This is a genomic window from Streptomyces gossypii, assembly GCF_025165795.1.
Taxonomy (GTDB): Bacteria; Actinomycetota; Actinomycetes; order Streptomycetales; family Streptomycetaceae; genus Streptomyces; species Streptomyces gossypii.
The window spans coordinates 116425-139787 of the sequence record NZ_JAJAGO010000001.1 but is presented as its reverse complement, the minus strand read 5'-3'; the positions used below and the strand labels follow the sequence as shown (position 1 = coordinate 139787).

The following is a 23363-nucleotide window of genomic DNA, read 5'->3' as shown; positions in this document are numbered from 1 at the left end:
GGACGCACGCCAGGCAACGCGAGGGGAAGGGACGTATCGCCATGGAGGAAACAGCGCCGGAGACCGACGTGATCATCGTCGGCGCCGGACCGAGCGGATTGATGCTGGCGGGAGAACTGCGCCTGGGCGGGGCCCGGGTGACGGTCGTGGAGAAACTCGCCCAGCCCACCGGCCAGTCCCGCGGCCTGGGCTTCACCGCCCGCGCCATGGAGGTCTTCGACCAGCGCGGACTGCTGCCGCGCTTCGGGCAGGGCCCAAGCCTCCCGACAAGCCCCATGGGCCACTTCGGCGGCGTCCAGTTCGACTACACGGTGCTGGAGGGCGCCCACTTCGGCGCCCGCGGCATCCCGCAGTACCAGACCGAGCAGGTCCTGCAGGAGTGGGCGCTGTCCCTGGGCGCCCGCATCCAGCGCGGCTGGGAGTTCCTCGAGGTGGCCGACCCCGCCCCCCAAGGCGACGGCATCCAGGCCACCTTCGCCACCGACCAGGGCGTACGCACCCTGCACGCCTCCTACCTGGTGGGCTGCGACGGCGGACGCAGCACCGTGCGCCAGGGGGCCGGCTTCGACTTCCCCGGCATGCCCGCCACCCGCGCGATGTTCCTCGCCGATGTCACCGGCTGCGACCTGCGCCCCCGCTTCCTGGGCGAGGCGCTGCCAGGCGGCATGGTGATGGCCGCCCCGCTGGGCGAGGGCGTGGACCGCATCATCGTGTGCCCGCACGGCACCCCCGCCCGCGACGGCGAGCAGGACATCACCTTCGGCGAGGTCGCCCAGGCCTGGCAGCACATCACCGGCGAGGACATCAGCGCCGGCACCGCCTTGTGGGTCAGCTCCTTCACCGACGCCACCCGCCAGGTCACCCACTACCGCCGCGGGCGGGTCCTGCTGGCCGGCGACGCCGCCCACATCCACCTGCCCGCCGCCGGACAGGGACTGAGCGTCGGCGTGCAGGACGCGGCCAACCTGGGCTGGAAACTCGCCGCCCACCTGCGCGGCGACGCCCCCCCAGGCCTCCTGGACAGCTACCACAGCGAGCGGCACGCCGCCGGCCGCCGCCTCCTGATGAACACCCGCGCCCAGGGCATGGTCTTCCTCGGCGGGAAACCGGCCGACCCGCTGCGCGAACTGCTGACCGAACTGATCGCCTACGACGACGTCAAACGGCACCTGGCCGGCATCGTCAGCGGCCTGGACATCCGCTACGAGACCGGCGAGGGCAGCCACCCGCTGCTGGGCCGCCGGCTGGCCGACCGCGCCCTGGCCGGAGACGGCAAGGAGACAAGCACCACCGCGCTGCTGCACCCGGCCCGCGGCGTCCTGCTCGACCTGGCCGACGACCCCGCCCTGCGCGAGACCGCCGCCGCGTGGACCGACCGCGTCTCCACGACCACCGCCGCACCCAAACCCGCCCACGGCCCCGACCCGCTTCAGGAGACCGCCGCACTGCTGGTGCGGCCGGACGGCTACGTGGCCTGGGCCGGAGACGACCAGGAGGGCCTCAAGCGGGCACTGCACCGCTGGTTCGGCCCGCCCGCCGCACACAAGAGCGCCCCGCGCCCCGCCCGCACCCGGGCGGTGCGCCGCCGCTGAGGGCGGCGGGCCCCCGCCACGGGCCCGCCACCCCCGCCCGCACCCGGCCCGCACCCCGAAAGACCCGTCCTCGAAGACCCGTTCTCGAACACGCCCGTCCCCACCTGCGCCCGCCAGGGGAGGACACCACCGCGGGGGCCACACCATGGAAAGCACGCTGCCCAACCCACCACGGGCCGCCGCCCGCCGGCACCCGGCGGCGCGCCTGACCCTGCAGGCAGCCGGGCTGCCCCTGTCCGCGCTGCTGAGCCACCCCCCCGGCGGCGCCGCGCCCCGGGCGGTCATCGTCGCCCTCCACGGCGGCGGCATGCACGCCGGCTACTTCGACGCCCCCGCCCACCCGCCCTCCTCCCTGCTGGCCCTGGGCGCCCAGCTGGGCTACACGGTGCTGGCCATCGACCGCCCCGGCTACGGCCCCTACGCCTCCCGCCTCCCCCTGGGCCAGACCCTCGCCGAGCAGACCCGCACCCTGCAAGCGGCCCTGGCCGACTTCACCGCCCGCCACGAGTGCGGCGGCGGCCTGCTGCTCCTGGCCCACTCCTTCGGCGGGAAACTCGCCCTGTGCGCCGCCGCCGCCGGCACCCCCGGCCTGCTGGGCCTGGACATCTCCGGCTGCGGCCTGCGCTACACCGCCCGCCCGGGCGCGGGCCCCCCGCGCCGCCACCGCGGCAACTGGGGACCGCTGGGCCTCTACCCGCCGGGCACCTTCACCCCCCAGGGCACCCCCGCCGCACCCATGCCCCCGCGCGAGGAAGCCGAACTGGGCCGCTGGCCCCGCCAGTTCACCGCCCTGGCCCCCCGCATCCGCGTGCCGGTGCGCTTCACCTTCGCCCAGCACGAGAAACGCTGGCGCCACGGGGAGACGGAGGCAGCCGAACTGGCCGCCCGCCTGCCCGCCGCCCCCCACGTCACCGTCGACCTCCAGCGCGACGCCGGCCACAACATCAGCCTGGGCCTGACCGCCCGCTCCTACCACCTGCGCGCCGCGGCCTTCCTGGAGGACTGCCTGGCCCGCGCCCGCCCACGGGTGTGAGCACCCCGATGCCCCCCGCGCCCGCCCGCACCCGCCCGCGCACCTTCCGCTCCCTGAGCGTGCGCAACTTCCGCCTCTTCGCCACCGGACAGGTCATCTCGGTGGCCGGCACCTGGATGATGGTCGTCGCCCAGGACTGGCTCGTACTGGAGATGACCGGCGACTCCGCCGGCGCCCTGGCCACCGTCACCGCCCTCCAGTTCACCCCCCTGCTGCTGCTGACCCTCCAAGGCGGCAGGCTCGCCGACCGCTACGACAAACGCGCCCTGCTGACCGCCGCCAACACCGCCTCCGGCCTGCTGGCCGCCGCCCTGGCCCTGCTGACCCTCACCGGCACGGCCGCCCTGTGGCACGTGTGGATCGCCGCCGCCGCCCTGGGCACCGTGAACGCCCTGGAGGTACCCACCCGCATGGCGTTCGTGGGCGAACTGGTGGGCCCCGACCTGCTGCCCAACGCCTCCGCGCTGAGCGCCGCCTACTTCAACACCGCCCGCGTACTGGGCCCCGCCGCCGCCGGAGCGCTGATCGCCGCGGCCGGCACCGGCGCCGTCATGCTCGCCAACGCCGCCAGCTACCTGGCCACCGTGGCCGCCCTGCGCCGCATGCGCCCCGCCGAACTCCACCGGGCCGAGCGCCCCCACACCCGCCCCCGCGTCACAGACGCCCTGCGCTACACCGCCTCACGCCCCGACCTCAAAGCCGCCCTGCTCCTGCTGGCGGCCGTCAGCCTCTTCGGCCTCAACTTCCAGCTCACCCTGCCCCTGCTGGCCAAAACCGTCCTGAACGCGGACGCCGCCGCCTTCGGACTGGCCACCACCGCCTTCGCCGCCGGATCCCTGCTGGCCGCCCTCGCCGGCACCGCCCGCACCCGCCGGCCCGCCGCCCGCCTGGTGACCGCCTCCGCCCTGGCCCTGGGCCTCCTGGAGACCGCCGCGGGAGCCGCCCCCACCCTGGCCACCTGCCTCCCGCTGCTCTTCGCGACCGGCTTCGCCGCCCTCCACTTCACCCAGGCCGCCAACCACCGCATCCAGCTGGGCAGCGACCCGCGCTACCGCGGCCGCGTCATGGCCCTCTACACCCTCATCCTCCAGGGCTCCACCCCCCTGGGAGCCCTGGCCACCGGCTGGGCCGCGGCCACCTGGGGCGCCCGCTGGGGACTCGTGCTGGGCGGCCTGGCCACCGCCGCCGCCGCAGGCGCGGCACTGGCCGCCACCGCCCGCCGCCCCACCGGCAAGGCCCCGCCCCCGTGACACCCCGCCCCGCACGGGGCGCACCACGCCACACCCCGAGACCGCACCGAAGCGCACCGCACACCACCCACAGGGGGACGAGAGACCATGGAGAGCACACCCACGAGCGAACACCCCGGCGTCCCGCTCCAGGAACTGGAGCACCGCAGGCGCCAGGCCCACGACGGCCCCGACCCCGCCGCCACCAAGCGCCAGCACGCCAAGGGGAAACTGACCGCACGCGAACGCATCGCCCTCCTGCTGGACAAGGACAGCTTCAGCGAGGTCGAAGCCCTGCGCCGCCACCGCGCCACCGGCTTCGGACTGGAGGACAAACGCCCCTACACCGACGGCGTGGTCACCGGCTGGGGCACCGTGGAGGGCCGCACCGTCTTCGTCTACGCCCACGACTTCCGCATCTTCGGCGGCGCACTGGGCGAAGCCCACGCCGCCAAGATCCACAAAGTCATGGACATGGCCCTGGCCGCCGGCGCCCCGCTGGTCTCCCTCAACGACGGCGCCGGCGCCCGCATCCAAGAAGGCGTCACCGCCCTGGCCGGCTACGGCGGCATCTTCCGCCGCAACACCCAGGCCTCCGGCGTCATCCCGCAGATCTCCGTCATGCTCGGCCCCTGCGCCGGCGGCGCCGCCTACAGCCCCGCGCTCAGCGACTTCGTCTTCATGGTCCGCGGCACCTCGCAGATGTTCATCACCGGACCCGAGGTCGTCCAGGCCGTCACCGGCGAGGAGATCACCCACGACGCCCTGGGCGGCGCCGACGTGCACGCCACCACCTCCGGCGTCGCCCACTTCGCCTACGACGACGAGGAGACCTGCCTGGCCGAGGTGCGCTACCTGCTCTCCCTGCTGCCGGCCAACAACCGCGAGATGCCCCCCCGCGCCGCCGCCGCCGACCCCCCCGAACGCGAGAGCCCCGCCCTGCTGGACCTGGTGCCCGCCGACGGCAGCCGCGCCTACGACGTACGCGCCGTCCTGGAGGAGATCACCGACGAGGGCGAGTACATGGAAGTCCACGCCGCCTGGGCCCCCAACCTGGTGTGCGCGCTGGCCCGCATGGACGGCCACGTCGTGGGCGTCCTGGCCAACCAGCCCGCCGCCCTGGCCGGCGTCCTGGACATCGAGGCCAGCGAGAAAGGCGCAAGATTCGTCCAGTTCTGCGACTCCTTCAGCATCCCCCTGATCACCCTGGTCGACGTCCCCGGCTTCCTGCCCGGCACCGGCCAGGAACACGGCGGCATCATCCGCCGCGGCGCGAAACTCCTCTACGCCTACTGCAACGCCACCGTCCCCCGCATCTCGGTGGTCCTGCGCAAGGCCTACGGCGGCGCCTACATCGTCATGGACTCCCGCTCCATCGGCGCCGACCTCGCCTTCGCCTGGCCCGCCAACGAGATCGCGGTGATGGGCGCCGAAGGAGCCGCCGGCATCGTCTTCCGCCGCGAGATCGCCGCCGCCGACGACCCCGAGGCCACCCGCCGCCGCAAGATCCAGGAATACCGCAGCGAACTGGTCCACCCCTACTTCGCCGCCGAACGCGGCCTCCTCGACGACGTCATCGACCCCCGCACCACCCGCCCGGTGCTGTGCCGCGCCCTGGCCATGCTCACCGCCAAGGACGCCGACCTGCCCCGCCGCAAACACGGCAACCCGCCCCAGTAGAAGGAGACACACCGCCATGACCCAGGCCCTGCCCGCCCCCGGCGACCCGAGCGCCCCCGCCGCCCCCGACTCGCCCGTATGCCGCCTGGCGCGGCTGCTGCGCGTGGAGCGCGGCAACCCCCGCCCCGAGGAACTGGCGGCCCTGGTCGCGCTCCTGTACGCCCACACCGCCGCGGTGCCCCCCGCCGTCGGCCTGCCGCCCGCCGAGGCCGCCGCACGCTGGAGCCGCCCCGGCGAGGGCGCCTTCCAGGGCCCGCGCACCTGGCGCGCCCGCCGCTGAAGCACCACCGCCACCGCGCCCCCGGGCGCGGTGGCCGGCCGAGGACCCGAAAGTGACACCACGTCAATTCCCGGCAGACGGGACCGGAATCGCCCTCACGGCCCGTCAGGACGAAGAGGCATTCACCCGGCACGGGCGACGGCCCTCCTCCTGCCGGGCCGGCGCGCCGGCCGGGAACCGCGCGGCGGCGGCGCTCCCCGCACCGATCCCCGCGATGATCCCTGCTGATCCATTGACGGGCCCGCCGCGGGCATGCCCGGTGCCCGGATCAGGCATATCTGAACTCGCGTCAATAAACATTCTTGGAAATCCCCGCCGCGTTCTGTCGGAATAAAGACCTCCGGGTGCCGCGAGCATGTCCGGAAGGCGACTTCCCGTTTGTTGTCGCGGCCTGCGGCATGATCGCCTTGTGTGCGCCCTCCAGGAGAGTGTCCCGTGTCACTGCCGCCGCGTGCCGGAAGGGGAGGCGGCCCGATCGTGCCTGGTAAAGCGAGCGGGCAACCCGGGCGTTCCGCGTCAATAGCCGGAGCAACTCCTCTTTATCTGCTCTACCTCTTTGAATTCGGTACCAGCGGTCTGTAAGTTCGTCGGTGGATCCGGGACCGGATCTCTATAAGGACTCCACCTGATGGGGGGGAGGCATGACTCGCGGGGGAGGCATGACTCAGAGTTCGCCGGAGGCACTGCTGGAGCCTCATATATCCATCCAGCACGGTCCTGCCGGGCCGTATCCGATCGATGAGGGCGTGTCGGAGACAGGGATGCGGGTGGCCGGCCTCTCACGCGGCCGCAGGATCCTGGTGGTGGACAGCGAGCCGGACGGCGCCCAGTCGTTAGTGTGCCGGCTGCGAAGACACGGCCATGAGGCCATCGGCGTGGAGCGGGGCAGCGCGGCCCTGCAGGCCTACGAGGACGTCGACCTGGTCCTGCTCGATCTCGAACTGCCCGACCTGGACGGACTGGAGGTGTGCCGGGCGATCCGTTCGGTCAGCTGCGTCCCGGTGATCGTGGTCACCGCCCGCCGTTCCGAACTCGACTGCGTGCTGGGCCTGCAGGTGGGCGCGGACGACTATGTGGTCAAGCCGTACGGATTCCGGGAGCTGATGGCGCGCATCGAGGCGGTCATGCGCCGGGCGCAGTGGCAGCCGCCCACCGCGAAGGAGATCCTCCACGGGCGGCTGCGGATCGACGTCCGCTCCCGCGAGGTGTCCCTGGACGGCCGTCAGGTGGCGCTGACCCGCAAGGAGTTCGACCTGCTGTCCCTGCTGGCCACCCACCCCGACACCGTCATCCCGCGCAAGCGGCTGCTGCAGCAGGTCTGGGGCGACTCCTGGTCCCGCCGCACCGTGGACACCCATGTCAGCTCGCTGCGCAGCAAACTGGGCGACAGCGGCTGGATCGTCACCGTCCGCGGAGTCGGCTTCAAGATCGGCAACGGCTAGGGCCCCTGGATCGGACCGTGGCTGGATGGGTGAGCGGGCCCCGGCGCGCGGCCCGCAAGGCCAAGGAGGGAGCCGGCGCGCAGCGTTGGCGGCCGGCGGCAGCGGGGAGGCTTCTTCTCCCCGCGGCGCCGGCCGCGTCAGGGCACAGATCCGGCCGGGAGGGGTGCGCATCGCGCACCCCTCCCGGCCGTTGGCGCATCCGCGCGGGTCAGGGGCTCAGGACCCAGGCGGAGCCGTGCTGGGTGAAGCCGATGTGCGGGTAGTAGTCGGTGGCCGCCGGCGCGGAGAGCAGCACGATCTTCGCACCGGGCGCCTCCTGCCCGGTGGCCTCGATCAGCGCGCGGCCGATGCCGGAGCGCTGGTAGTCGCGCACCACCGCGATGTCCGAGAGGTAGGTGACGTAGGAGAAGTCGGAGATGCTGCGGGCGATGCCCACCAGGCGGCCCTCCACCCGGCAGGCGAGGATCAGGTTGGCGTTTTGCAGCATCGCGGTGAAGCGCTCCCGGTCCCCGACGGGGCGGCGCTCGCCCAGCCCGGAGTCGCGGTAGACCCCCAGCACTTCCTCCACGTCCAGGTCGGCGCCGTGGGCGCGTTCAGTCTTCCAGTTCAACGAGGGACTCCAATCGGGCGGCGATCACGTCGTGGTGGGCAAGGAACCGCTCCGGGCGCAGCGGGCCGATGTCGATGCCCTCCTGGGCGAGGGTGTCCTGGAACTCCTCGCCCCGTGCGGCGGTGCGGTTCGCGGCGGCCTGTACGGCACGGTAGGCCTTCTCCCGCTCGGTGCCGCCCCCCAGGAGCTCGGCCAGCACCGCGGAGCTGTAGACCAGACCGTGGGTATGGCCGATATTGGCACGCATACGGTCGGGGAAGACCCGCAGGCCCTCGATCAGATCGGCCGCCCTGGTGGCCTGGTAGTGGCCCAGGGTGAGACTGTCGGGAAGGATCACCCGCTCGACCGACTGGTGCGCCAGATCCCTCTCGTGCCACAGGGCGACGTTCTCCAGCATGGTGCCCGCGTGGCCGCGCAGGATCCGCGCCAGGCCGCACAGCCGTTCGCTGGTGGTGGGGTTGCGTTTGTGGGGCATGGCGCTGGAGCCCTGGTAGGCGCCGGTGCGCGCCTCCTCCACCTCACCCACCTCGGTGCGCTGCAGCAGCCGCATCTCCAGGGCGATCTGCTCGATGCAGGCGCCCAGCGCGGCCACGGCCGCGACCAGCTGGGCGTGCCGGTCCCTGGCGACGACCTGACTGGGCGCGCTCTCCACGCCCAGACCCAGCTCACGGCACACATACGCCTCCACCGCCGGGTCGATCAGAGCGTAGGTGCCCACCGAGCCGGAGACGGTGCCCACCGCGACGGCCTCCCGCGCGGCCCTCAGCCGCGTGTGGCAGCGGTCCACCGCGAAGGCGAAGGAGGCGAGTTTGTGGCCGAAGGTGGTCGGCTCGGCGTGCACGCCGTGGGTGCGGCCCACGCACACGGTGTGCCAGTGCTCCCGGGCCCGCGCGGCCAGCACCCGGCGCAGCCGCCCGGCAGCCTCCAGCACCAGGTCGGTGCCGCGCGCCAGGGTGTGGCCCAGCGCGGTGTCCACCAGGTCGTAGCTGGTCATGCCCAGATGCACCCAGCGGGCGGAGGCGGGCGGCATGTCCTGGCAGAACGCGGCGAGGAAGGAGAGCACCTCGTGATCGCGTTCGCGTTCGATCTCGGCCACCCGGGCAGGATCGGGCACCGGGGCGCGCCGCATGTCCTCGAGCGCCTCGGGGGGCACCAGGCCCAGCTGGACCTGCGCCTGGGAGGCGAGGATCTCCACGCGCACCCAGGTCGCGTAGCGGTGCTGGTCGCTGAAGAGGTCGGCCATGGGCGGCAGCGTGTAGCGGGGGATCATCGCGGCGGCACTCCCGGGTAGGAACGGAACTGAGGGCGATCACGGGCCGGCGGTTCAGTAGGAGGCGAAGTACTCGCGCTGCTCCCAGTCGGTGACCGCGCCGCCCTCCTGGTGCCCCGCCCGGCGCCTCGCCTCCTGCCACGCCTGGAAGCGGGCCAGCTCGCTCTCCTTGAGCTTGGTGAGGCAGGAGGCCAGCGGCTTGCCCAGCAGCTGCGGCCCCTGGCCGCCGCGGAAGGCCTCCAGCGCCTCGCCCAGCGACTGGGGCAGCGCCCCCCAGCCGCCCTCCGCCCCCCGCGCGTCCTGCGCGTTCTGTGTCTCCGTTTGCGTCTGCGGCGCCGCGGAGGCGCCGACGGAGGCGGTCAGGCCCTCCAGCCCGGCGAACAGCTGGGCGGCGATGGCCAGATACGGGTTGGCGCTCGGCTCGCCCACCCGGTTTTCGATGTGCGTGGAGCCGCGGCCGCCGACCACCCGCACCATCACACTGCGGTCCTCGAAGCTCCAGCCCACCCGGGTGGGGGAGAGCGCGAAGCCCGACCCCAGCCGCCGGTAGCCGTTGACGGTGGGCACCGAGAGCAGGCAGAAGTCGCGGGCCCGCGCCAGCAGCCCCTCCACATAGGCCCGGCCCTGCGCCGAGATGCCGCCGCCTGGGCCGCCCGCGGCGAACAGGCTGCCGCCGCCTTGCTCCTCGCGCACCGACTGGTGCAGATGCCAGCCGCTGGGGTCGAAGCCCTCCACACCCGGCAGCGACATGAACGAGGCGTGGTGCCCGCTTCGGGCGCAGGTCTGCTTGGTCAGCGTGCGGAACATCAGCATCGCGTCGGCGGCCTCCAGGGCCCCCATCGGATTGAACGTCGTCTCGATCTGCCCCGGCCCCGACTCGTGCTCCATGGACCGCAGCGGCAGCCCCAGCTCCAGCAGCAGCATCGCCAGCGGATCGGTCACCGGCGAGACCGAGTCATAGGCGCTGTCCGAGTTGAACTGGTAGCCGGCGTTGAGCGCCTCGACCACCGGCGCGGCGCCCTGCAGGCCGAAACCGTTGCCCGCGTTGCCCGCCTCACCGGGCAGCCGGCGGGTCAGATACCACTCCACCTCCAGCCCCACCACCGCACTCCACCGGCGCGCCGCGTACTGCGCGCACACCTGCCGAAGCACATTGCGCGCCGAGAGCGGATGCGGCGTGCCGTCCCGCAGGAACTCATCACCCAGCACCCACGCCGTGCGCGGCTCCCGGCCCGGCAGCATCTGGAAGGTCAGCGGATCGGGCACCAGCACGAAATTGCCCGCCCCCGCGATCTCGGGCACCCCCACACCCGGATCGCCCAGGAAGTCCACCGCCACCGCGTGCCCGGTGTCGAAGAGGAACGGCCCCGGAGAGAAGTCCATCCCGCCCCGCAGCACCGTACGGAAGGTCTGGGCCGTCAGCGTCTTGGACCGGGCCAGCCCGTGCGGATCGCAGAAGACCAGACGCACCAGGTCCACCTCCTCCAGATGTGCCTCGATCTGCTCGGCGGCCGCGGCCTGCTCCGCGCTCCAGAGGCCCAGCTCGACGGCGAACGCGGGACGCCCCGCGCCCCCCTCGGTGTGCACGGGGGACCACGACCGGGAGTACATGGCTACACCATCCTTTCGGAGACTCGGACCGGCACTGCCGGCAGGGGGCCCAGTTCCGCCTCCAGGCGGCGGGCGGCGGCCAGCACCAGATCGTCCCCGCCCACAGGACCCACCAGCTGGAATCCCACCGGGAGCCCGGCACGGGTGAGACCCGCGGGCAAGGACAGCGCCGGCTGGCCGGTCATGTTGAACGGATAGGTGGCCGGCGACCACGCCAGCCACAGAAGATCCTCCGGATCGGCCGCCCACCGCGGACCGATCTCGCCTGCCCCGAAGGGCTCCACCGGCACCGTCGCCATCGCCAGCAGATCGAAACGCTCCATCACCGCACCCAGCCGCGCGCGCAGCGCCAGCCGCACCTCCTCGGCCCGCATCACCGCCGCGGCGCTGAGCGCCCGCCCGTGCCGCACCACCGCCAGCCGGCCCGGATCGCACAGATGCTCCTGGTCCACCGGCGTCCCGGCCGCCTCCGCCGCGGCCAGGATGTCCACCAGCGCCGGATAGGGATCCTCGAAGGGCACCTCGATACGCGTCAGCCGGTGCCCCTGCCCCTCCAGCACCGGCCACACCTGCTCGGTGACCCGCCGCACCTCCGCCGAGGTCCCCGGGAACTCGATCCAGCCGATCCGCAGCGGCGCCTCGCGCACCCGCGCCTGACGCACCTGCAGGAGGGAGTCGGGATCCTCCCGATGCGCCCCCGTCAGCACCCCCGCCAGCTCGATGACATCGGGCACACTGCGCGCCAGCGGCCCCAGATGCGAGAGCCGGTCCGCGCAGCCGGGCACATACGGCACCCGCGCGAAGGAGGGCTTGTACCCCACCACCCCGCACCACGCCGCCGGAATACGGATCGAGCCCGCACCGTCGGTGCCCAGCGCCCCCGCGCCCAGCCCCGCCGCCAGCGCCGCCGCACCGCCTCCGCTGGAACCCCCCGCCGAGAGCGCCGGATCCCAGGGATTGCGGGTGGGGGCACCCAGCCGGCTGACCGTACTCGCACTCCACCCGTGCTCCGAGGTGGCCGTCTTGCCCACCACGAGGGCACCCGCCGCCCGCAGCCGCTGCACCGCCGGCGCATCCAGGCGCCGCCGCCCGCCGGCCACCAGCGACCCGCGCGTGGTGGGCAGATCCCGCGTCTGGACCAGGTCCTTGACCGAGACGGTCACCCCCAGCAGCGGCCACCGGCGCCACGCGAGCGCACCCAGCTCCCGGATCCGCGCATCCGCCTGCCGCGCCTCCCGCAGCACGCCGGGCCCCGCGACCGACACGAACGCCCCCAGCTCACCGTCCCGCTCCCGCACCGCCTCCAGCACGGAGCCCACATGGTCGAGCACAGAGGTCTCCCCCCGGGCAAGGAGATCCTTGGTTTCGCGCACACCCAGCAAGGTCACCACTTCTCCCCGATCACCAAAGCGCACTCGGCCCTCACCGCGCCCGCAGCGCCTCCGAGGCGAACGCGGCCTGCGACGCCTCCTTGACCGCATCCCAGTGCCACTTCGAATCGAAGGAGGTCACCTCCAACTCCTGCCCGCCGGCCACCAGCTGGGCCGCCAGCCCCGTCGCCCGCGCGATGAACGCCGAAGCACGGTGCGCCGCCAGAAGATCCGCCTCCGTGAACGGGGCGCCCTCGCACCGCAGCAGCCGCAGATCGATGAACCCGTTGAAGACCCGGTCCAGCACCCGCACCGGCTGCGGACTGCGGATACTGAACCGCACCCGCGAGGCGACATGACCACGGTGGTGCTGATCGGAATAGAACGCCACATCCGGAAGAGTGGGCGGCACGAAGAAGTCACGCGCCACCACCGCCGGCCCCCGCGGAAGACCACCGGGCACGAAATGCCACGAGTTGTACTGCATCCGCGAGGAAATCGCCCACGCCGTATCCGCCAGATACTCCGTCGAGTCCGCGAAATACCTTCGCGCGGCGGGCACCGGCACCACACAGCAGAAGTACTCGGTGATATCCCACCGCGTGATCGCGCTCCAGTCCTGCTCCCGCAGCGCGGCCACCAGCCGCGGCAGCGAACGCATCCCCCGGCTCATCGCGAAATCCGTCTCGAACGCCGCGTTCGCCCCGGAGACCGTCGCATGCACCAGCGACTCCAGCCCGGTGCCGAAACCGCCGTGCGGCGCCGCCAGCCACGAAGGCGCGGCCTCCAGCGCGTCACCCAGCTCCTCGAGCGTGCCGCCCGCAAGCCCCAGCGACCCTCGCAGGGCGGCGCACAGCGCCCCCTCGCGCCGGCGCGCCTGCGGCCCCCGCACCCCGGCCACCCGCTCGATCTTGTGCATCAAAGCGCCGTGGATCTCCCGGTAGAGCTGCACACTCGCGCGCACCTCCTCCCGCCGCCGGCGCAGCGCGACGGCCAGGGTGTCCAGCTCCGCCGCCCGCGTGGAGGCGGCCGGCGCGACCTTCTGCCCCGCCCCCACCGCGTTGTAGTTGCGCCGCACCCGCTCCAGCATGTACGCGATGTGATCGACCGTCAGCTGCGTGCCGTTGGCCTCCTCGATCCGCGCGTACCCCGCCGAGCGCACCAGCAGCGTCAGGCACACCACCATCACCACGTCGTTGTCCGACCACAGATCCAGCGGCATCCCCTGCAGGGAGCTGAGCGCACAGTCGGGATGCCCCGGCCACAGCGTCTTGCCCGTGACCGTGTTGCGGTCCCGGAAGTTGGTGTACTGCTTGCCCTCCTGGTAGAGCACGAAGGGAGCGGTCCGCAGCGCGGCCTCCTTCAGCTCCTCCAGCATCTCGTCCCGGCTGTGGGTGCCCCCCGCCGCCAGCCACTGCCGGCAGTCGGCCACCGACCGCGAGAACCGCGCCGCCGCACGGCTGACCTCACTGCGGTAGTCCACCAGCGCCCGCGCCGGCCACGGCACCCGCAGCACCGCGCCGACCAGCTCCTCCTCCTTGGCCAGCGGCCCCTGCGAGGGAGCCCGCAGCACGATCCGGCCGCTGGTGGTCAGCCCCAGCTCCCCCCAGAACGCCGGCGCCTCACCAGCCACACCAGCCTCACCGGACCGGCCGGGCTCCCCGCCCCCCTCGGCCCCCTCGAAGAGGGCCGCCTCCTCCTCGCGCCAGGAGATCCCGCACAGCGCCTTGAGCGCGCACTCGTCCGCCACCCGCAGCGCCCGCAGCTGCACATCGGCGGGCACATGCCCCCCCAGCGTCAACAGCACCTGCGCCGCCGCCTGCAGGTCCGGCGCCGCGGCCGCCTGCTCCCACGTCTCGCGCAGCAGCCGGGGGAAGCCGGCGTCCTCCTCGACCACATAGTCCGGCTTGGCGGCCACCCCCGCCGCACTCCCCAGCCGGCTGGGCCGCCGGCTCTGCCGCTTCCTGGCCATCACCGCCCGCCGCGAGGTCCCGCCCTGCGAGGCGCCGCCCTGCGAGGTCCCGCCCTGCGAGGCGCCGCCGGCGCCCGTCACGACGCGTCCTTGGCGGTCAGCGCGACATGACTCCACATGTCATTGTCGGTCGGCGTCCAGTCCTCGTCGACGTAGATGCAGTCCACCGGACACTCCAGCACGCATTTGGGGCAGCCCGAGCATAATTCCGGAACGATGACCACATCGAGCCCCCGGTCGAATATCGCGCCGAACTCCGGCGGGCAGGCCCTCAAACACGTGTCACACGTGATGCATTCCGACGGCTCGATACGGCGCGGCGGCTTCTTCCACGCTTCATTGCGCGACCGCCCGGCGATCAACTCGGACCGCCCGGTCCTGTTATCCGCCGGAGCGTTCTCGTCCCTGGGCATTCAGCACTCCCCTCTGGTCTGTTCGCGCGCCCACACTGAAGAGCAATAACAGCCACACCGTTTCGCAGCGGCGTCGGCAAGAGTTACACGGAGCGGCGCCCGGTGGGAATGGAGAACAGACGGCTTACCCGAACGGATTAAACGTGACGCGGGACCGTCGCACAGCACCGCGATAAACACCGCGCACCGAGGACACCGGCACCCGGCGCCGGAACCCGCGTGAGAGCGCGGCCCCGTTCAACCGCGGAAAGACCGCAGTCGCACACCGACGGGGGAACCCCGCGGCGGCCTCCGGGCCACCGGACGCACCACCGGCCTCGTACAGGTCCCATGACAATGCCACAGCCCCGATCCGCACGCGACGCCGAACACGCACCCCGCACACCGGGAAACCCGCACACCCTGAAGGACCCGCGCAGGGACGAACAGCCCCCGAAGACCGGCGCGTTGATCGCCAGTTGCGGACCGCCGGGATCTGCGGTCGAATCGAACAGGCCGCCGCCCGGGCCTCACCCCGGGCCCCCCGCCGGCCGAGGAGGAGCACTCCCTCCGTCCGTGCCGCACCGAAGCTCCGACCCCACGCGGGACGCCGGCGCGCCCACACACGGACACGGGGACTCCCGCGCACAGGCACCGGCAAGAGCACCACCGCGCCATGCGGCAGCCCGGGACCTGCCGCGCCGGGAGCCGTGAACTCTCCTGCGCCCGCCGCCCGAAGCCGGCACCCGCACCGGCGCCAGACGGCCTATCCGGTCTTCACCGGAAAAGTCAAACAACCGTCAGTGCACACCGACGACAAACCCTGTCCGCCGGGCCCGCCACACCGGACCCGCCCACACACCCTTTTCGCAACCCTTCGCTGCACAGGCACCCGCAGGGTGCCCTCAGCATGTCTCCATGGGGGATTCATGGTCACACGCAGATCCGCAATCAAGGCCGGCGCCGTGCTCACCGGCGCCATGGGAACCGCCGGGCTGGTGATGCCCTCACCCGGCAGCGCCAGCGAGGCCAGCGACATCGACCCGAACACCGTGACGAAGTTCATCTGCCCCATGCCGCTGCCGCGCGTGCTCCAGCCGGAGTCCTCGACCTACACCACGGACTACTACACGATCCGCATGAAGGAGGCCCGCAAAGAGGTCCTGCCCGGCAGATGGACCACGCTGCGGACCTTCGACGGGGACTTCCCCGGCCCGGTGATAAAGGCCCAGACCGGGCGCCGGGTCGTCGTGCGGCAGATCAACGACCTGTCGGTGGTGACCTCCATCCACCTGCACGGCGCCCACGTGCCCCAAAGCAGCGACGGCTGGCCGATGGACACCATCGCGCCGGGCGGCGGCTCGAAGACCTACACCTATCCCAACGAGCAGCCGCACGCCAACCTGTGGTTCCACGACCACGCCCACCACGTCGAGTCGGAGAACGTCTACCGCGGCCTGGCGGCCACCTACCTGCTGACCGACGACATCGAGAAGGGCCTCAACCTGCCCAAGGGCGAGTTCGACGTGCCCATCTCGCTGCGCGACGCCCACTTCGACCACGCCGCCGAACTCGTCTACACCATGGGCGACCGCGCCCGCGAATGCGTGGTGGCCAACGGCAAGACATGGCCCTACTACGAGGTGCGGGCACGCAAGTACCGCTTCCGCCTCTTCAACACCTCCAACATGCGTTTCTTCAGCCTCAAGCTGTCCGACGGATCCTCCTTCGCGCAGATAGGCTCCGACGGCGGACTGCTGGCCGGCCCCCTGCAGACGACGTCCCTGGCGCTGTCACCCGGCGAACGCGCCGACATCGTTGTCGACTTCTCCCAGTACCCGCGCGGCACCCACCTGGTGCTGGAGAACGGCCTCGCCCCCACACCCGACAGCCCGCTGGCCCAGGTGCTGCAGTTCCGGGTGACCCAGAGCGCACCCGACTCCAGCACCGTGCCCGACACGCTGCGCTCCCTGCCCACCCTGCCGGCCCCCGTCTCGGAGCGCAGCATCGTCTTGCAGTCGGACGAGACGGGCACCGACCGCCACGGCTACATCGACGGCAAGGTCTTCGACCCCGACCGGGTGGACAGCGAAGTCCAGTACGGCGCCACCGAGGTGTGGACGGTCACCAACGCCAACGAGAACGCCCCCCACAACTTCCACATCCACCTGGTGCAGTTCCGGGTCCTGGAGCGCAACGGCAAGCCGGTCACCTCCGGCCCCGAGAGCGGACTCAAGGACACCGTCACCGTCTTCCCCGGCGAAGTGGTCAAGATCCAGGCCACCTTCACCGGCTACCGGGGCAAATACGTCTACCACTGCCACATGCTCGACCACTCCGCGATGGGAATGATGGCCACACTGCAGGTCGTCTGACCTCAGCACCACCGCAGCAGGGGGCGTGCCCGGGACCCACCCGGGCACGCCCCTTCGCCATGCCCCTTCGCCATGCCCCTTCGCCATGCCCCTTCGCCCCGCCCCTCACCCCCGGGAGCCGCGCGCCGTCACATCCCGCGGCCGCCATCCGTCATAGCAGTGACGCCGCCCGGCACGAGGAAGAAACAGGAGGCGGCGTGCCGCGGGCGCACCGCCGCCGGGCCGCCGAACACCTCGCGGCCCGGTGAGAACCGAACGCCGGGAGCAGCCCCGCGCCACACCCGCGAGCCGGACACGAGCCCTGAGCACCAGGCTCCCAAGACCCTAGCGAGCAGCCCATGACGACGCAGCCTCCCGCACCGGCGCCAGCCACCGCCCCGCCGCCACCAGGCACCTCCTTCTTCCACCGCTACGCCCGCCTCGTCTCCGGCCGGCGCTCCAAATGGGCCGTGCTCGTCCTGTGGGTGCTGCTCATCAGCTTCGGCGGCTCACTGGCCGCCAAGATCGGCGACGTACAGAACAACGAACCCGCCACCTGGCTGCCCTCCGACGCCCAGTCCACCCGGGCCGTGGACATCGCCGAAGAGCACTTCGACGACAAGAACGTCACCGACGCCGTCGTCGTCTACGCCCGCCAGGGCGGGCTGACCGCCGCCGACCAGGACAAGATCGCCGCCGACCGCTCCTTACTGACCTCCCATCAGGCGGTCGCCGCGGACATCCCCTCCGCCTCCGCCGCCACCGACGGCAAGGCCGCCTTCCTCACCGTCCCCCTGCACACCGACCACAGCGACAACAGCGTCCTGGGCGACGGAGTGGAGGCCCTGCGCGAGGCGGCCGAGAAGGACGCCCCCGCCGGACTCGACATCAAGATCGCCGGTGAGGCGGGCAACATCGCCGACTTCATCGACATCTACTCCGGGATGGACACCACCCTCCTGACCGTCACCCTCGCCCTGGTCGCCCTCTTCCTCCTGGTCATCTACCGCAGCCCCGTCCTGTGGCTGATCCCGCTGCTGTCGGTGGGACTGGCCAGCCAGATCGCCAGCGCGGTGGTCTACCTGCTGGCCAAACACGCCGGCCTGGTCGTCGACGGACAGAGCGCCTACGTCCTGACCATCCTGGTCCTGGGAGTGGGCACCGACTACGCACTGCTGCTCATCGCCCGCTACCGCGAGGAACTGCACCGCCACCAAGACCGCCACGAGGCGATGGCCTACGCCCTGGCCCGCTGCCTCCCGGCGATCGCCGCCTCCGCCGCGACCGTGGGCCTGGCCACCTTGTGCCTGGTCTTCGGCAGCATGAACTCCACCCAGGGCCTGGGACCGGTGGTGGCCATCGGCGTCGCCGTCACCTTCTTGGCCATGACCTCCCTGCTGCCCGCCTTCCTGGTCATCCTCGGCCGCTGGGCGTTCTGGCCCTTCATCCCCCGATACACCGCCGCCCAGCACGGCGCGGACACCGGCAAGGACCACGGCATCTGGCGGCGCGTCGCCGCCTTCGTCCAGGCCAGGCCCCGCCAGATCTGGATCGCGACCGCCCTCGTGCTGGCCGCTCTCGCCCTGGGCTCGACCACCTTGTCCACCGGGCAGACCCAAGAAGAGCAGTTCACCCAGAGCGTCGACTCCGTGGAGGGCCAGAAACTCCTGGCCCGCCACTTCCCCGCCGGCTCCTCCAGCCCCGCCGACGTCTACGTCCCCTCCCAGGGCCGCGAGGCCGCCCTGGCCGCACTCAAGGGCGTCCCCGGCGTCTCGCAGACGGGCCCGCCCGCCGTCGCCGGCGGCTGGGCCCACATCAGCGTCGTCCTGGACGCCGCACCGGACACCGGCGCCGCCCGCGAGACGGTGGAGCGCATGCGCACCGCCCTGGGCGACGCGGAAGGCGAAGCCGCCTCCGCGCTGGTCGGCGGCCAGACCGCCGTCAAACTCGACACCTCCGACGCCCAGACAAAGGAGGAGATCCTGCTGATCCCCCTCATCCTGGGCGTCGTCCTGCTCATGCTGATCGTGCTGCTGCGCGCCCTGGTCGCCCCGATCCTCCTGCTGCTGTCGGTCGTCCTGTCCTACGGCGCCGCGGTGGGCACCGCGGCACTGCTCTTCCACGCGCTGGGCTACCCCCGCATCGACCGCGGACTGCTCCTGTTCGGCTTCCTCTTCCTGGTCGCCCTGGGAGTCGACTACACGATCTTCCTGATGACCCGCGCCCGCGAGGAGGTCGCCCGGCGCGGGCACCGCGAGGGCATCCTGACCGGGCTGACCGTCACCGGAGGGGTCATCACCTCCGCGGGCCTGGTCCTGGCCGCCACCTTCTGCGTCCTGGCCGTCATCCCGACCGTGGCGTCCCTGCAGCAGGGCCTCCTGGTGGCCGTCGGCGTACTCCTGGACACCTTCTTGGTACGAAGCCTGCTCATCCCCGCCCTCGCCCTGGAGGTGGGCCCCCGCATCTGGCGCCCCGGCCACCCCGAGGCCCCCTCGGAGCAACCGGTGAGCCCGCCCGCCCAGCCCGCCCGCCTGGGCGGCTGAGGCGCCCGGCGCCACCGGGCCCCCGGGCGCGGCCCGCCACCGTGCGGGCCGCGCCCCCGAACGGGGCGGCCACCGCCCCGCCGGTCACATTCCTCCACCGCCACCCGTCATAGCGGTGACAAAGAAAACCTATGGACACGGTAAAGAAACGACATCCCGTGCGGTCGCCACGACGCCGGGCGAGGAGGAAAACATGACGTCGACCATCCTGGTCACCGGAGGCACCGGCACCCTGGGACAGCTCTTCGTCCCGCGCCTGCGGGAGGCCGGCTGCAAGGACATACGGGTACTGACCCGCGGCAGCCACCAGGACCGCGACGGCGTCCGGTTCGTGACCGGCGACCTCGCCAAGGGCCAGGGACTGGACGCCGCCGTCGAGGGAGCCACCACCATCGTCCACTGCGCCAGCGCCTCCAAGGGCGACGCCGAGGCGACCCGCAACCTCATGCAGGCCGCCTCCCGCTCCGGCGGATCACCCCACCTGGTCTACACCTCGATCGTCGGCGTCGACCTCGTCACCTTCGGCTACTTCGGCACGAAACTCGCCTCCGAGGGCGTCGTCGCCGACTCCGGGCTGCCCTGGACGATGCTGCGCATCACCCAGTTCTACGACCTGCTCCTCAAGGGCGCCCAGAAGGTGGCGAAGATGCCGCTGGCACCCATCCCCTCCGGCTTCCGGGTCCAGCCCGTCGACCCCGACGAGGTCGCCGCCCGCCTGGTGGAACTGACCCTGGGCGAACCGGCGGGCCGGGTACCCGACATGGCCGGACCCCGCGCGACCGACGCGGTCGAACTGATCCGCGAGTACATGAGGATCACCAACCGGCGCAGGAAGGTCATGCCGGTATGGATGCCCGGCCTCGGCAAGATCCGCGCCGGCGGCCTCATGGTCCCCGAGGGGGACCTCTCCCCGGAACACCAGGGCAAGGGCACCTGGGAGGAGTTCCTGCACAAGAAGCTCAAGTCCGCGTGACCCGGCCTGGCTAGTGCTGCCTGACGAAGCACCAGGCCGGGTCACGCAGACCGGCGCGCTCCTCGGCTGCCGCGTGTGCCACGGCCCGGGGCCGCCGGTCGGGACGCCCGCGTGCGGGCGCTTCACCGCCCCCCGGGGGGAGGGGCGGGACCCGGCCCACAGGGCGCGCCGCGCACGCGCCGCGCACCCGCACCCCCGGGGGCGGCAGCGGTGCGCGTGTGCGGCTCAGCGCGCGGGAGAACCGGGCGTGCAGCACCCGCGCTTGGGCGGTGACAGGGTCAGCTCCAGATCCGCCCGCGGCCATGCCGCAGCACCAGTTGTCCCGGGTTTGTGGACGGCGTCGGACACGCACTGTCGCCGTGAGGCGAACCCTTCGCCGCGGCCAACTGAGCGCGCGTGAAGAACCCGCACTGTGCGCTATCCCGTGAGTTCCCCTGAGCCTGGTCGATCGGTTTCCCGGCCGGCCGTCCTCCGCTGCGCGGACTCCACGCACCCACCCCTCGAAGCCGGCCCGGCAACTTCCCCGTGAACCCAGGGGCCTCTCGCTGGAAACAGCGGTACCAACCCCACGAGCGGGCACCCGGGCGGCCCGCCGTCTCGGACGGGGGCCGCCCGGGTGTGCCGCGCGGCGTCATCAGGCGCTGACGGCCTGGGCGTGCCGGAGCTGGTCGAGAGGTTCCTCGGCGGTGTCCAGCCTGTCGGCGAGCTTGAGCCAGACGACGCCGATGATGATGAGGCCGAGCCACAGGGACTGGACGAGGGTGAGGCCCTCGTCGAAGAAGACGGGGCCCAGCGCCGCTGCTCCGACCGCCCCGATTCCTGCCCAGACGGCGTAGCCGACGCCGACGTCGATGGTGCGCAGTGCGACGCTCAGCGCCCACAGGGTCAGCAGGAAGAAGACGACGGCGAGCAGTGACCAGGTCAGGACGGTGAAGCCGTGGCTTCCGCCGACCGCGAGTGCGTAGACGATCTCGAACGCCCCGGCGAGGAGGAGCATGAGCCAGGAGTTCGCTGCGGAACGGTTGCTCGAAGACATCTCTGCAGAGTCCTTTCGCGAGGATGGGGTGTGGGCAGGCGGGTCGGGCGGGGTCAGGCTGCGCCGCTGAGCTGGAGGCCGACGACCCCGGCGATGACGGCGGCGACGCCCAGCGCCTTGCGCCAGGTGAGGCGCTGGCCGAACAGCAGAGCGCCCAGGAGGGTGATGCCGACGCCGGCGACCGAGGTCCACAGGGCGTATCCGACGCCGACGTTGAAGGTCAGCAGGGCCCTGCTGAGGAAGTAGGTGGCAGTGGCACCGCTGGCGAGGGTTATGGCCGTCCACTTGCGGTTGGTGAAGCCTGCGGCCTTGCCTGCGGCGATCGCGACGACGATCTCGAAGGCGATGGCGACGGTGAGGTAGAGCCAGTGCATGAGGAGAGTCCTTATCCATTGACGGCCGCGCCTTCCGGGTTGGCCACGCAGAGGGGGCTGGGGGCGGGGCGCGAGGGGTGACTACCTCGCGTGCACTGCAAATCCGGCCGGTGATGCGTCAAGAGGTGCCGCCGTCGCGGGGCCCCTGCCGGGCGCAGGAGAGGGCTGTGAACCGGGATGTGCGGCGTCAGCTGTCGTCGGACGCGGCGTGTGGCGCGGCGGCACTGGGAACACGAGACCTCCATGACTATTGCTTGTACATGCAAACAAACTCACCCCGAGTCGGCTCCCGGGGAGGCGGTGGGAACAGCAAGAGCTTGCATGAGCATGTATCTTGTTGTCAAACACCAGCCCCGAAGGAGACGCCCGTGACCACGTCGCACCCCACCGCCTCACGCAGCTCCGACCAGGCGGTCTGGAACCGCGCCCTCGCGCTCCACGCACACGTGGAGCGCGAGCTCACCCAGGCCCTGCAGCACCGCCACGGGATCGGCCTCTCCGAGTTCCGCTCCCTGGAGCACCTCGACCACTCCGCAACGAGCGAGCTGCGCATGCAGGACCTGGCCGGCAAGGTCGGCCTCGGCCAGTCCTCCGTAACCCGCCTGGTGGGACGGCTGGAGACCGCCGGATTCGCCTACAAGGACCTGTGCCCGGCGGACAAGCGCGGCGTCTACGCGGTCATCACCGACCAAGGGCGGCAGCGCTACCAGGACGCTAGGGCCACCTACGCGGAGGTCCTCTCCTCCACCCTGAACACCTTCACCTCCGACCCCGACCTCGGCCCCACCGTCCAGGCCCTGCGCGGAGCGCACGGCTGACGCCCGGCCGCCCCCGCCGCAGACCGCCGCGCCACGGCGGGGCGCCCCCGGACGCACCCCGGTGCGTCCGGGTTTCACATTGCATAGACAAGCTTTTCGGACTTGTGTGTCGCGGTCGCCTTCCGCCGACTAGATGCTTGACCGAGCATGCACCTTGGGTGGGCAACGACTACGTGTCGCTGAAGCTGCTGAGACCGTGAGGAACCCGCCGAGCCATCGCATTGCGAAGCACCGCATCTGACGCCGCGCGCTGATCCACCAGGGATCACGGGACAGCCCTTGGCGGCAAGTGAGCGAACGACTCCCGCTCAGGGGCGAAGACGTACATCAGTGCAGTGCAGTGCCGTCGCTGTCCTTGGCCCGGGTGAACTGCGCGCCGGGAGCGGCGAGCTGCGCGATGAAGGCCGGCATCCACTCTTCCAGCAGGGAGGGGGACACCTTGGCTGCACGCTCGCTGCCGGCGTAGGCCACGCGGGCTGACAGGCATCCGGACACCAGCTTGGGGGCCTGTGAGCGGGCCTGCGTGAAGGAGGAGCGGCCGATGGATTCGCCCTTCGGCGCTGCCGTCCTCGTATGCGGTGACCTTCGCCAGTTTGGTGTCCGTCATTCCGGGTCCCTGCGACCGTGGTCAGGATGATGCCTCCCGGCTTCGCCTGCCCGGCCCAGGTGCAGGGGACACGACGGACGGCGCAGGTGGCGATCACCCGGTCAGACGGGGCTCGGTGAGGGTCGCGGGGAAGTCCGTCCCCGGTCCCGGTCAGCCGGGCCATGCGAGGAGATGAAC

19 protein-coding genes and 1 pseudogene are annotated in these 23363 nt (G+C 72.2%); 10 read left to right on the top strand and 10 right to left on the bottom strand.

From position 1 onward, the window contains the following. Window positions 1-41 precede the first annotated feature (41 nt). From LHJ74_RS00605 to LHJ74_RS00580, 6 genes are all read left to right on the top strand, one after another. A complete protein-coding gene (locus LHJ74_RS00605) occupies window positions 42-1592 on the top strand; it encodes an FAD-dependent monooxygenase (RefSeq protein WP_260215366.1) in 1551 nt (516 codons plus the stop codon). Window positions 1593-1737: 145 nt separating this feature from the next. After that, window positions 1738-2625, top strand: coding sequence for an alpha/beta hydrolase (locus LHJ74_RS00600; protein ID WP_260215365.1), 888 nt, complete (start codon window positions 1738-1740; stop codon window positions 2623-2625). An 8-nt stretch (window positions 2626-2633) separates the two neighbouring features. Continuing rightward, on the top strand, window positions 2634-3875 hold the full coding sequence (locus tag LHJ74_RS00595; protein WP_260215363.1) for an MFS transporter: 1242 nt from the start codon (window positions 2634-2636) through the stop codon (window positions 3873-3875). Between the two features lie 87 nt (window positions 3876-3962). Continuing rightward, on the top strand, window positions 3963-5534 hold the full coding sequence (locus LHJ74_RS00590) for an acyl-CoA carboxylase subunit beta (RefSeq protein ID WP_260215362.1): 1572 nt from the start codon (window positions 3963-3965) through the stop codon (window positions 5532-5534). A 16-nt stretch (window positions 5535-5550) separates the two neighbouring features. Further along, a complete protein-coding gene (locus LHJ74_RS00585) occupies window positions 5551-5814 on the top strand; it encodes an acyl-CoA carboxylase epsilon subunit (protein ID WP_260215361.1) in 264 nt (87 codons plus the stop codon). A 659-nt stretch (window positions 5815-6473) separates the two neighbouring features. Continuing rightward, window positions 6474-7256, top strand: a complete 783-nt coding sequence (locus LHJ74_RS00580) for a response regulator transcription factor (RefSeq protein ID WP_260215360.1) — start codon at window positions 6474-6476, stop codon at window positions 7254-7256. Between the two features lie 208 nt (window positions 7257-7464). On the opposite strand, the gene LHJ74_RS00575 is transcribed toward LHJ74_RS00580, so the two are convergent. The 6 genes from LHJ74_RS00575 to LHJ74_RS00550 are packed head-to-tail and all read right to left on the bottom strand — an operon-like array spanning window position 7465 to window position 14502. Further along, window positions 7465-7866: a GNAT family N-acetyltransferase gene (locus LHJ74_RS00575; RefSeq protein WP_260215359.1), complete on the bottom strand. Its 402-nt coding sequence runs from the start codon at window positions 7864-7866 to the stop codon at window positions 7465-7467. Continuing rightward, window positions 7850-9136: an adenylosuccinate lyase gene (purB, locus tag LHJ74_RS00570; protein WP_260215358.1), complete on the bottom strand. Its 1287-nt coding sequence runs from the start codon at window positions 9134-9136 to the stop codon at window positions 7850-7852. Before purB ends, LHJ74_RS00575 begins: the two co-directional genes overlap by 17 nt. 54 nt (window positions 9137-9190) lie before the next feature. Continuing rightward, window positions 9191-10747 (bottom strand): type I glutamate--ammonia ligase, encoded by a 1557-nt coding sequence (locus LHJ74_RS00565; RefSeq protein WP_260215356.1) that lies wholly within the window; start codon window positions 10745-10747, stop codon window positions 9191-9193. Window positions 10748-10749: 2 nt separating this feature from the next. Continuing rightward, window positions 10750-12120, bottom strand: coding sequence for an amidase (locus tag LHJ74_RS00560; RefSeq protein WP_260215355.1), 1371 nt, complete (start codon window positions 12118-12120; stop codon window positions 10750-10752). Window positions 12121-12169: 49 nt separating this feature from the next. After that, entirely contained in the window at window positions 12170-14170 is a 2001-nt protein-coding gene (locus LHJ74_RS00555) for a hypothetical protein (protein WP_260215354.1), read from the bottom strand. After that, window positions 14167-14502 (bottom strand): DUF362 domain-containing protein, encoded by a 336-nt coding sequence (locus tag LHJ74_RS00550; protein WP_260215353.1) that lies wholly within the window; start codon window positions 14500-14502, stop codon window positions 14167-14169. Before LHJ74_RS00550 ends, LHJ74_RS00555 begins: the two co-directional genes overlap by 4 nt. Window positions 14503-15410: 908 nt before the next feature. Between LHJ74_RS00550 and LHJ74_RS00545 the strand changes: the two genes are divergently transcribed. The 3 genes from LHJ74_RS00545 to LHJ74_RS00535 all read left to right on the top strand — a co-directional run bounded on the left by LHJ74_RS00545 (window position 15411) and on the right by LHJ74_RS00535 (window position 20351). Further along, a complete protein-coding gene (locus LHJ74_RS00545; protein ID WP_260215352.1) occupies window positions 15411-16856 on the top strand; it encodes a multicopper oxidase family protein in 1446 nt (481 codons plus the stop codon). Window positions 16857-17194: 338 nt separating this feature from the next. Further along, on the top strand, window positions 17195-19378 hold the full coding sequence (locus LHJ74_RS00540; RefSeq protein WP_260215351.1) for an MMPL family transporter: 2184 nt from the start codon (window positions 17195-17197) through the stop codon (window positions 19376-19378). Between the two features lie 193 nt (window positions 19379-19571). Next, on the top strand, window positions 19572-20351 hold the full coding sequence (locus LHJ74_RS00535; protein WP_260215350.1) for an SDR family oxidoreductase: 780 nt from the start codon (window positions 19572-19574) through the stop codon (window positions 20349-20351). Between the two features lie 634 nt (window positions 20352-20985). Here the strand turns inward: LHJ74_RS00535 and LHJ74_RS00530 are convergent. After that, the gene (locus LHJ74_RS00530) at window positions 20986-21387 is read right to left on the bottom strand and encodes a DMT family transporter (RefSeq protein ID WP_260215349.1); all 402 of its coding nucleotides are present in this window, start codon (window positions 21385-21387) and stop codon (window positions 20986-20988) included. A 53-nt stretch (window positions 21388-21440) separates the two neighbouring features. Continuing rightward, window positions 21441-21761, bottom strand: a complete 321-nt coding sequence (locus tag LHJ74_RS00525; protein ID WP_260215348.1) for a DMT family transporter — start codon at window positions 21759-21761, stop codon at window positions 21441-21443. 368 nt (window positions 21762-22129) lie between these two features. Here LHJ74_RS00525 and LHJ74_RS00520 point away from each other — a divergent pair, with 368 nt between their 5' ends. Next, on the top strand, window positions 22130-22579 hold the full coding sequence (locus tag LHJ74_RS00520; protein ID WP_260215347.1) for a MarR family winged helix-turn-helix transcriptional regulator: 450 nt from the start codon (window positions 22130-22132) through the stop codon (window positions 22577-22579). A gap of 327 nt (window positions 22580-22906) precedes the next feature. On the opposite strand, the gene LHJ74_RS00515 is transcribed toward LHJ74_RS00520, so the two are convergent. Next, window positions 22907-23050, bottom strand: coding sequence for a hypothetical protein (locus LHJ74_RS00515; protein ID WP_260215969.1), 144 nt, complete (start codon window positions 23048-23050; stop codon window positions 22907-22909). A gap of 203 nt (window positions 23051-23253) precedes the next feature. Then, window positions 23254-23349: pseudogene (locus LHJ74_RS00510) on the bottom strand (hypothetical protein); the annotation flags it as partial. Between the last annotated feature and the right edge of the window lie 14 nt (window positions 23350-23363).

Bases quoted from the DNA above. Each gene is read 5' to 3' on its own strand.
- LHJ74_RS00535 (WP_260215350.1), top strand. From the start codon at position 19,572: ATGACGTCGACCATCCTGGTCACCGGAGGCACCGGCACCCTGGGACAG.
- LHJ74_RS00580 (WP_260215360.1), top strand. From the start codon at position 6,474: ATGACTCAGAGTTCGCCGGAGGCACTGCTGGAGCCTCATATATCCATC.
- LHJ74_RS00605 (WP_260215366.1), top strand. From the start codon at position 42: ATGGAGGAAACAGCGCCGGAGACCGACGTGATCATCGTCGGCGCCGGA.
- purB (WP_260215358.1), bottom strand. From the start codon at position 9,136: ATGATCCCCCGCTACACGCTGCCGCCCATGGCCGACCTCTTCAGCGAC.
- LHJ74_RS00530 (WP_260215349.1), bottom strand. From the start codon at position 21,387: ATGTCTTCGAGCAACCGTTCCGCAGCGAACTCCTGGCTCATGCTCCTC.
- LHJ74_RS00565 (WP_260215356.1), bottom strand. From the start codon at position 10,747: ATGTACTCCCGGTCGTGGTCCCCCGTGCACACCGAGGGGGGCGCGGGG.
- LHJ74_RS00585 (WP_260215361.1), top strand. From the start codon at position 5,551: ATGACCCAGGCCCTGCCCGCCCCCGGCGACCCGAGCGCCCCCGCCGCC.
- LHJ74_RS00540 (WP_260215351.1), top strand. From the start codon at position 17,195: ATGACGACGCAGCCTCCCGCACCGGCGCCAGCCACCGCCCCGCCGCCA.
- LHJ74_RS00525 (WP_260215348.1), bottom strand. From the start codon at position 21,761: ATGCACTGGCTCTACCTCACCGTCGCCATCGCCTTCGAGATCGTCGTC.
- LHJ74_RS00590 (WP_260215362.1), top strand. From the start codon at position 3,963: ATGGAGAGCACACCCACGAGCGAACACCCCGGCGTCCCGCTCCAGGAA.
- LHJ74_RS00550 (WP_260215353.1), bottom strand. From the start codon at position 14,502: ATGCCCAGGGACGAGAACGCTCCGGCGGATAACAGGACCGGGCGGTCC.
- LHJ74_RS00545 (WP_260215352.1), top strand. From the start codon at position 15,411: ATGGTCACACGCAGATCCGCAATCAAGGCCGGCGCCGTGCTCACCGGC.
- LHJ74_RS00595 (WP_260215363.1), top strand. From the start codon at position 2,634: ATGCCCCCCGCGCCCGCCCGCACCCGCCCGCGCACCTTCCGCTCCCTG.
- LHJ74_RS00600 (WP_260215365.1), top strand. From the start codon at position 1,738: ATGGAAAGCACGCTGCCCAACCCACCACGGGCCGCCGCCCGCCGGCAC.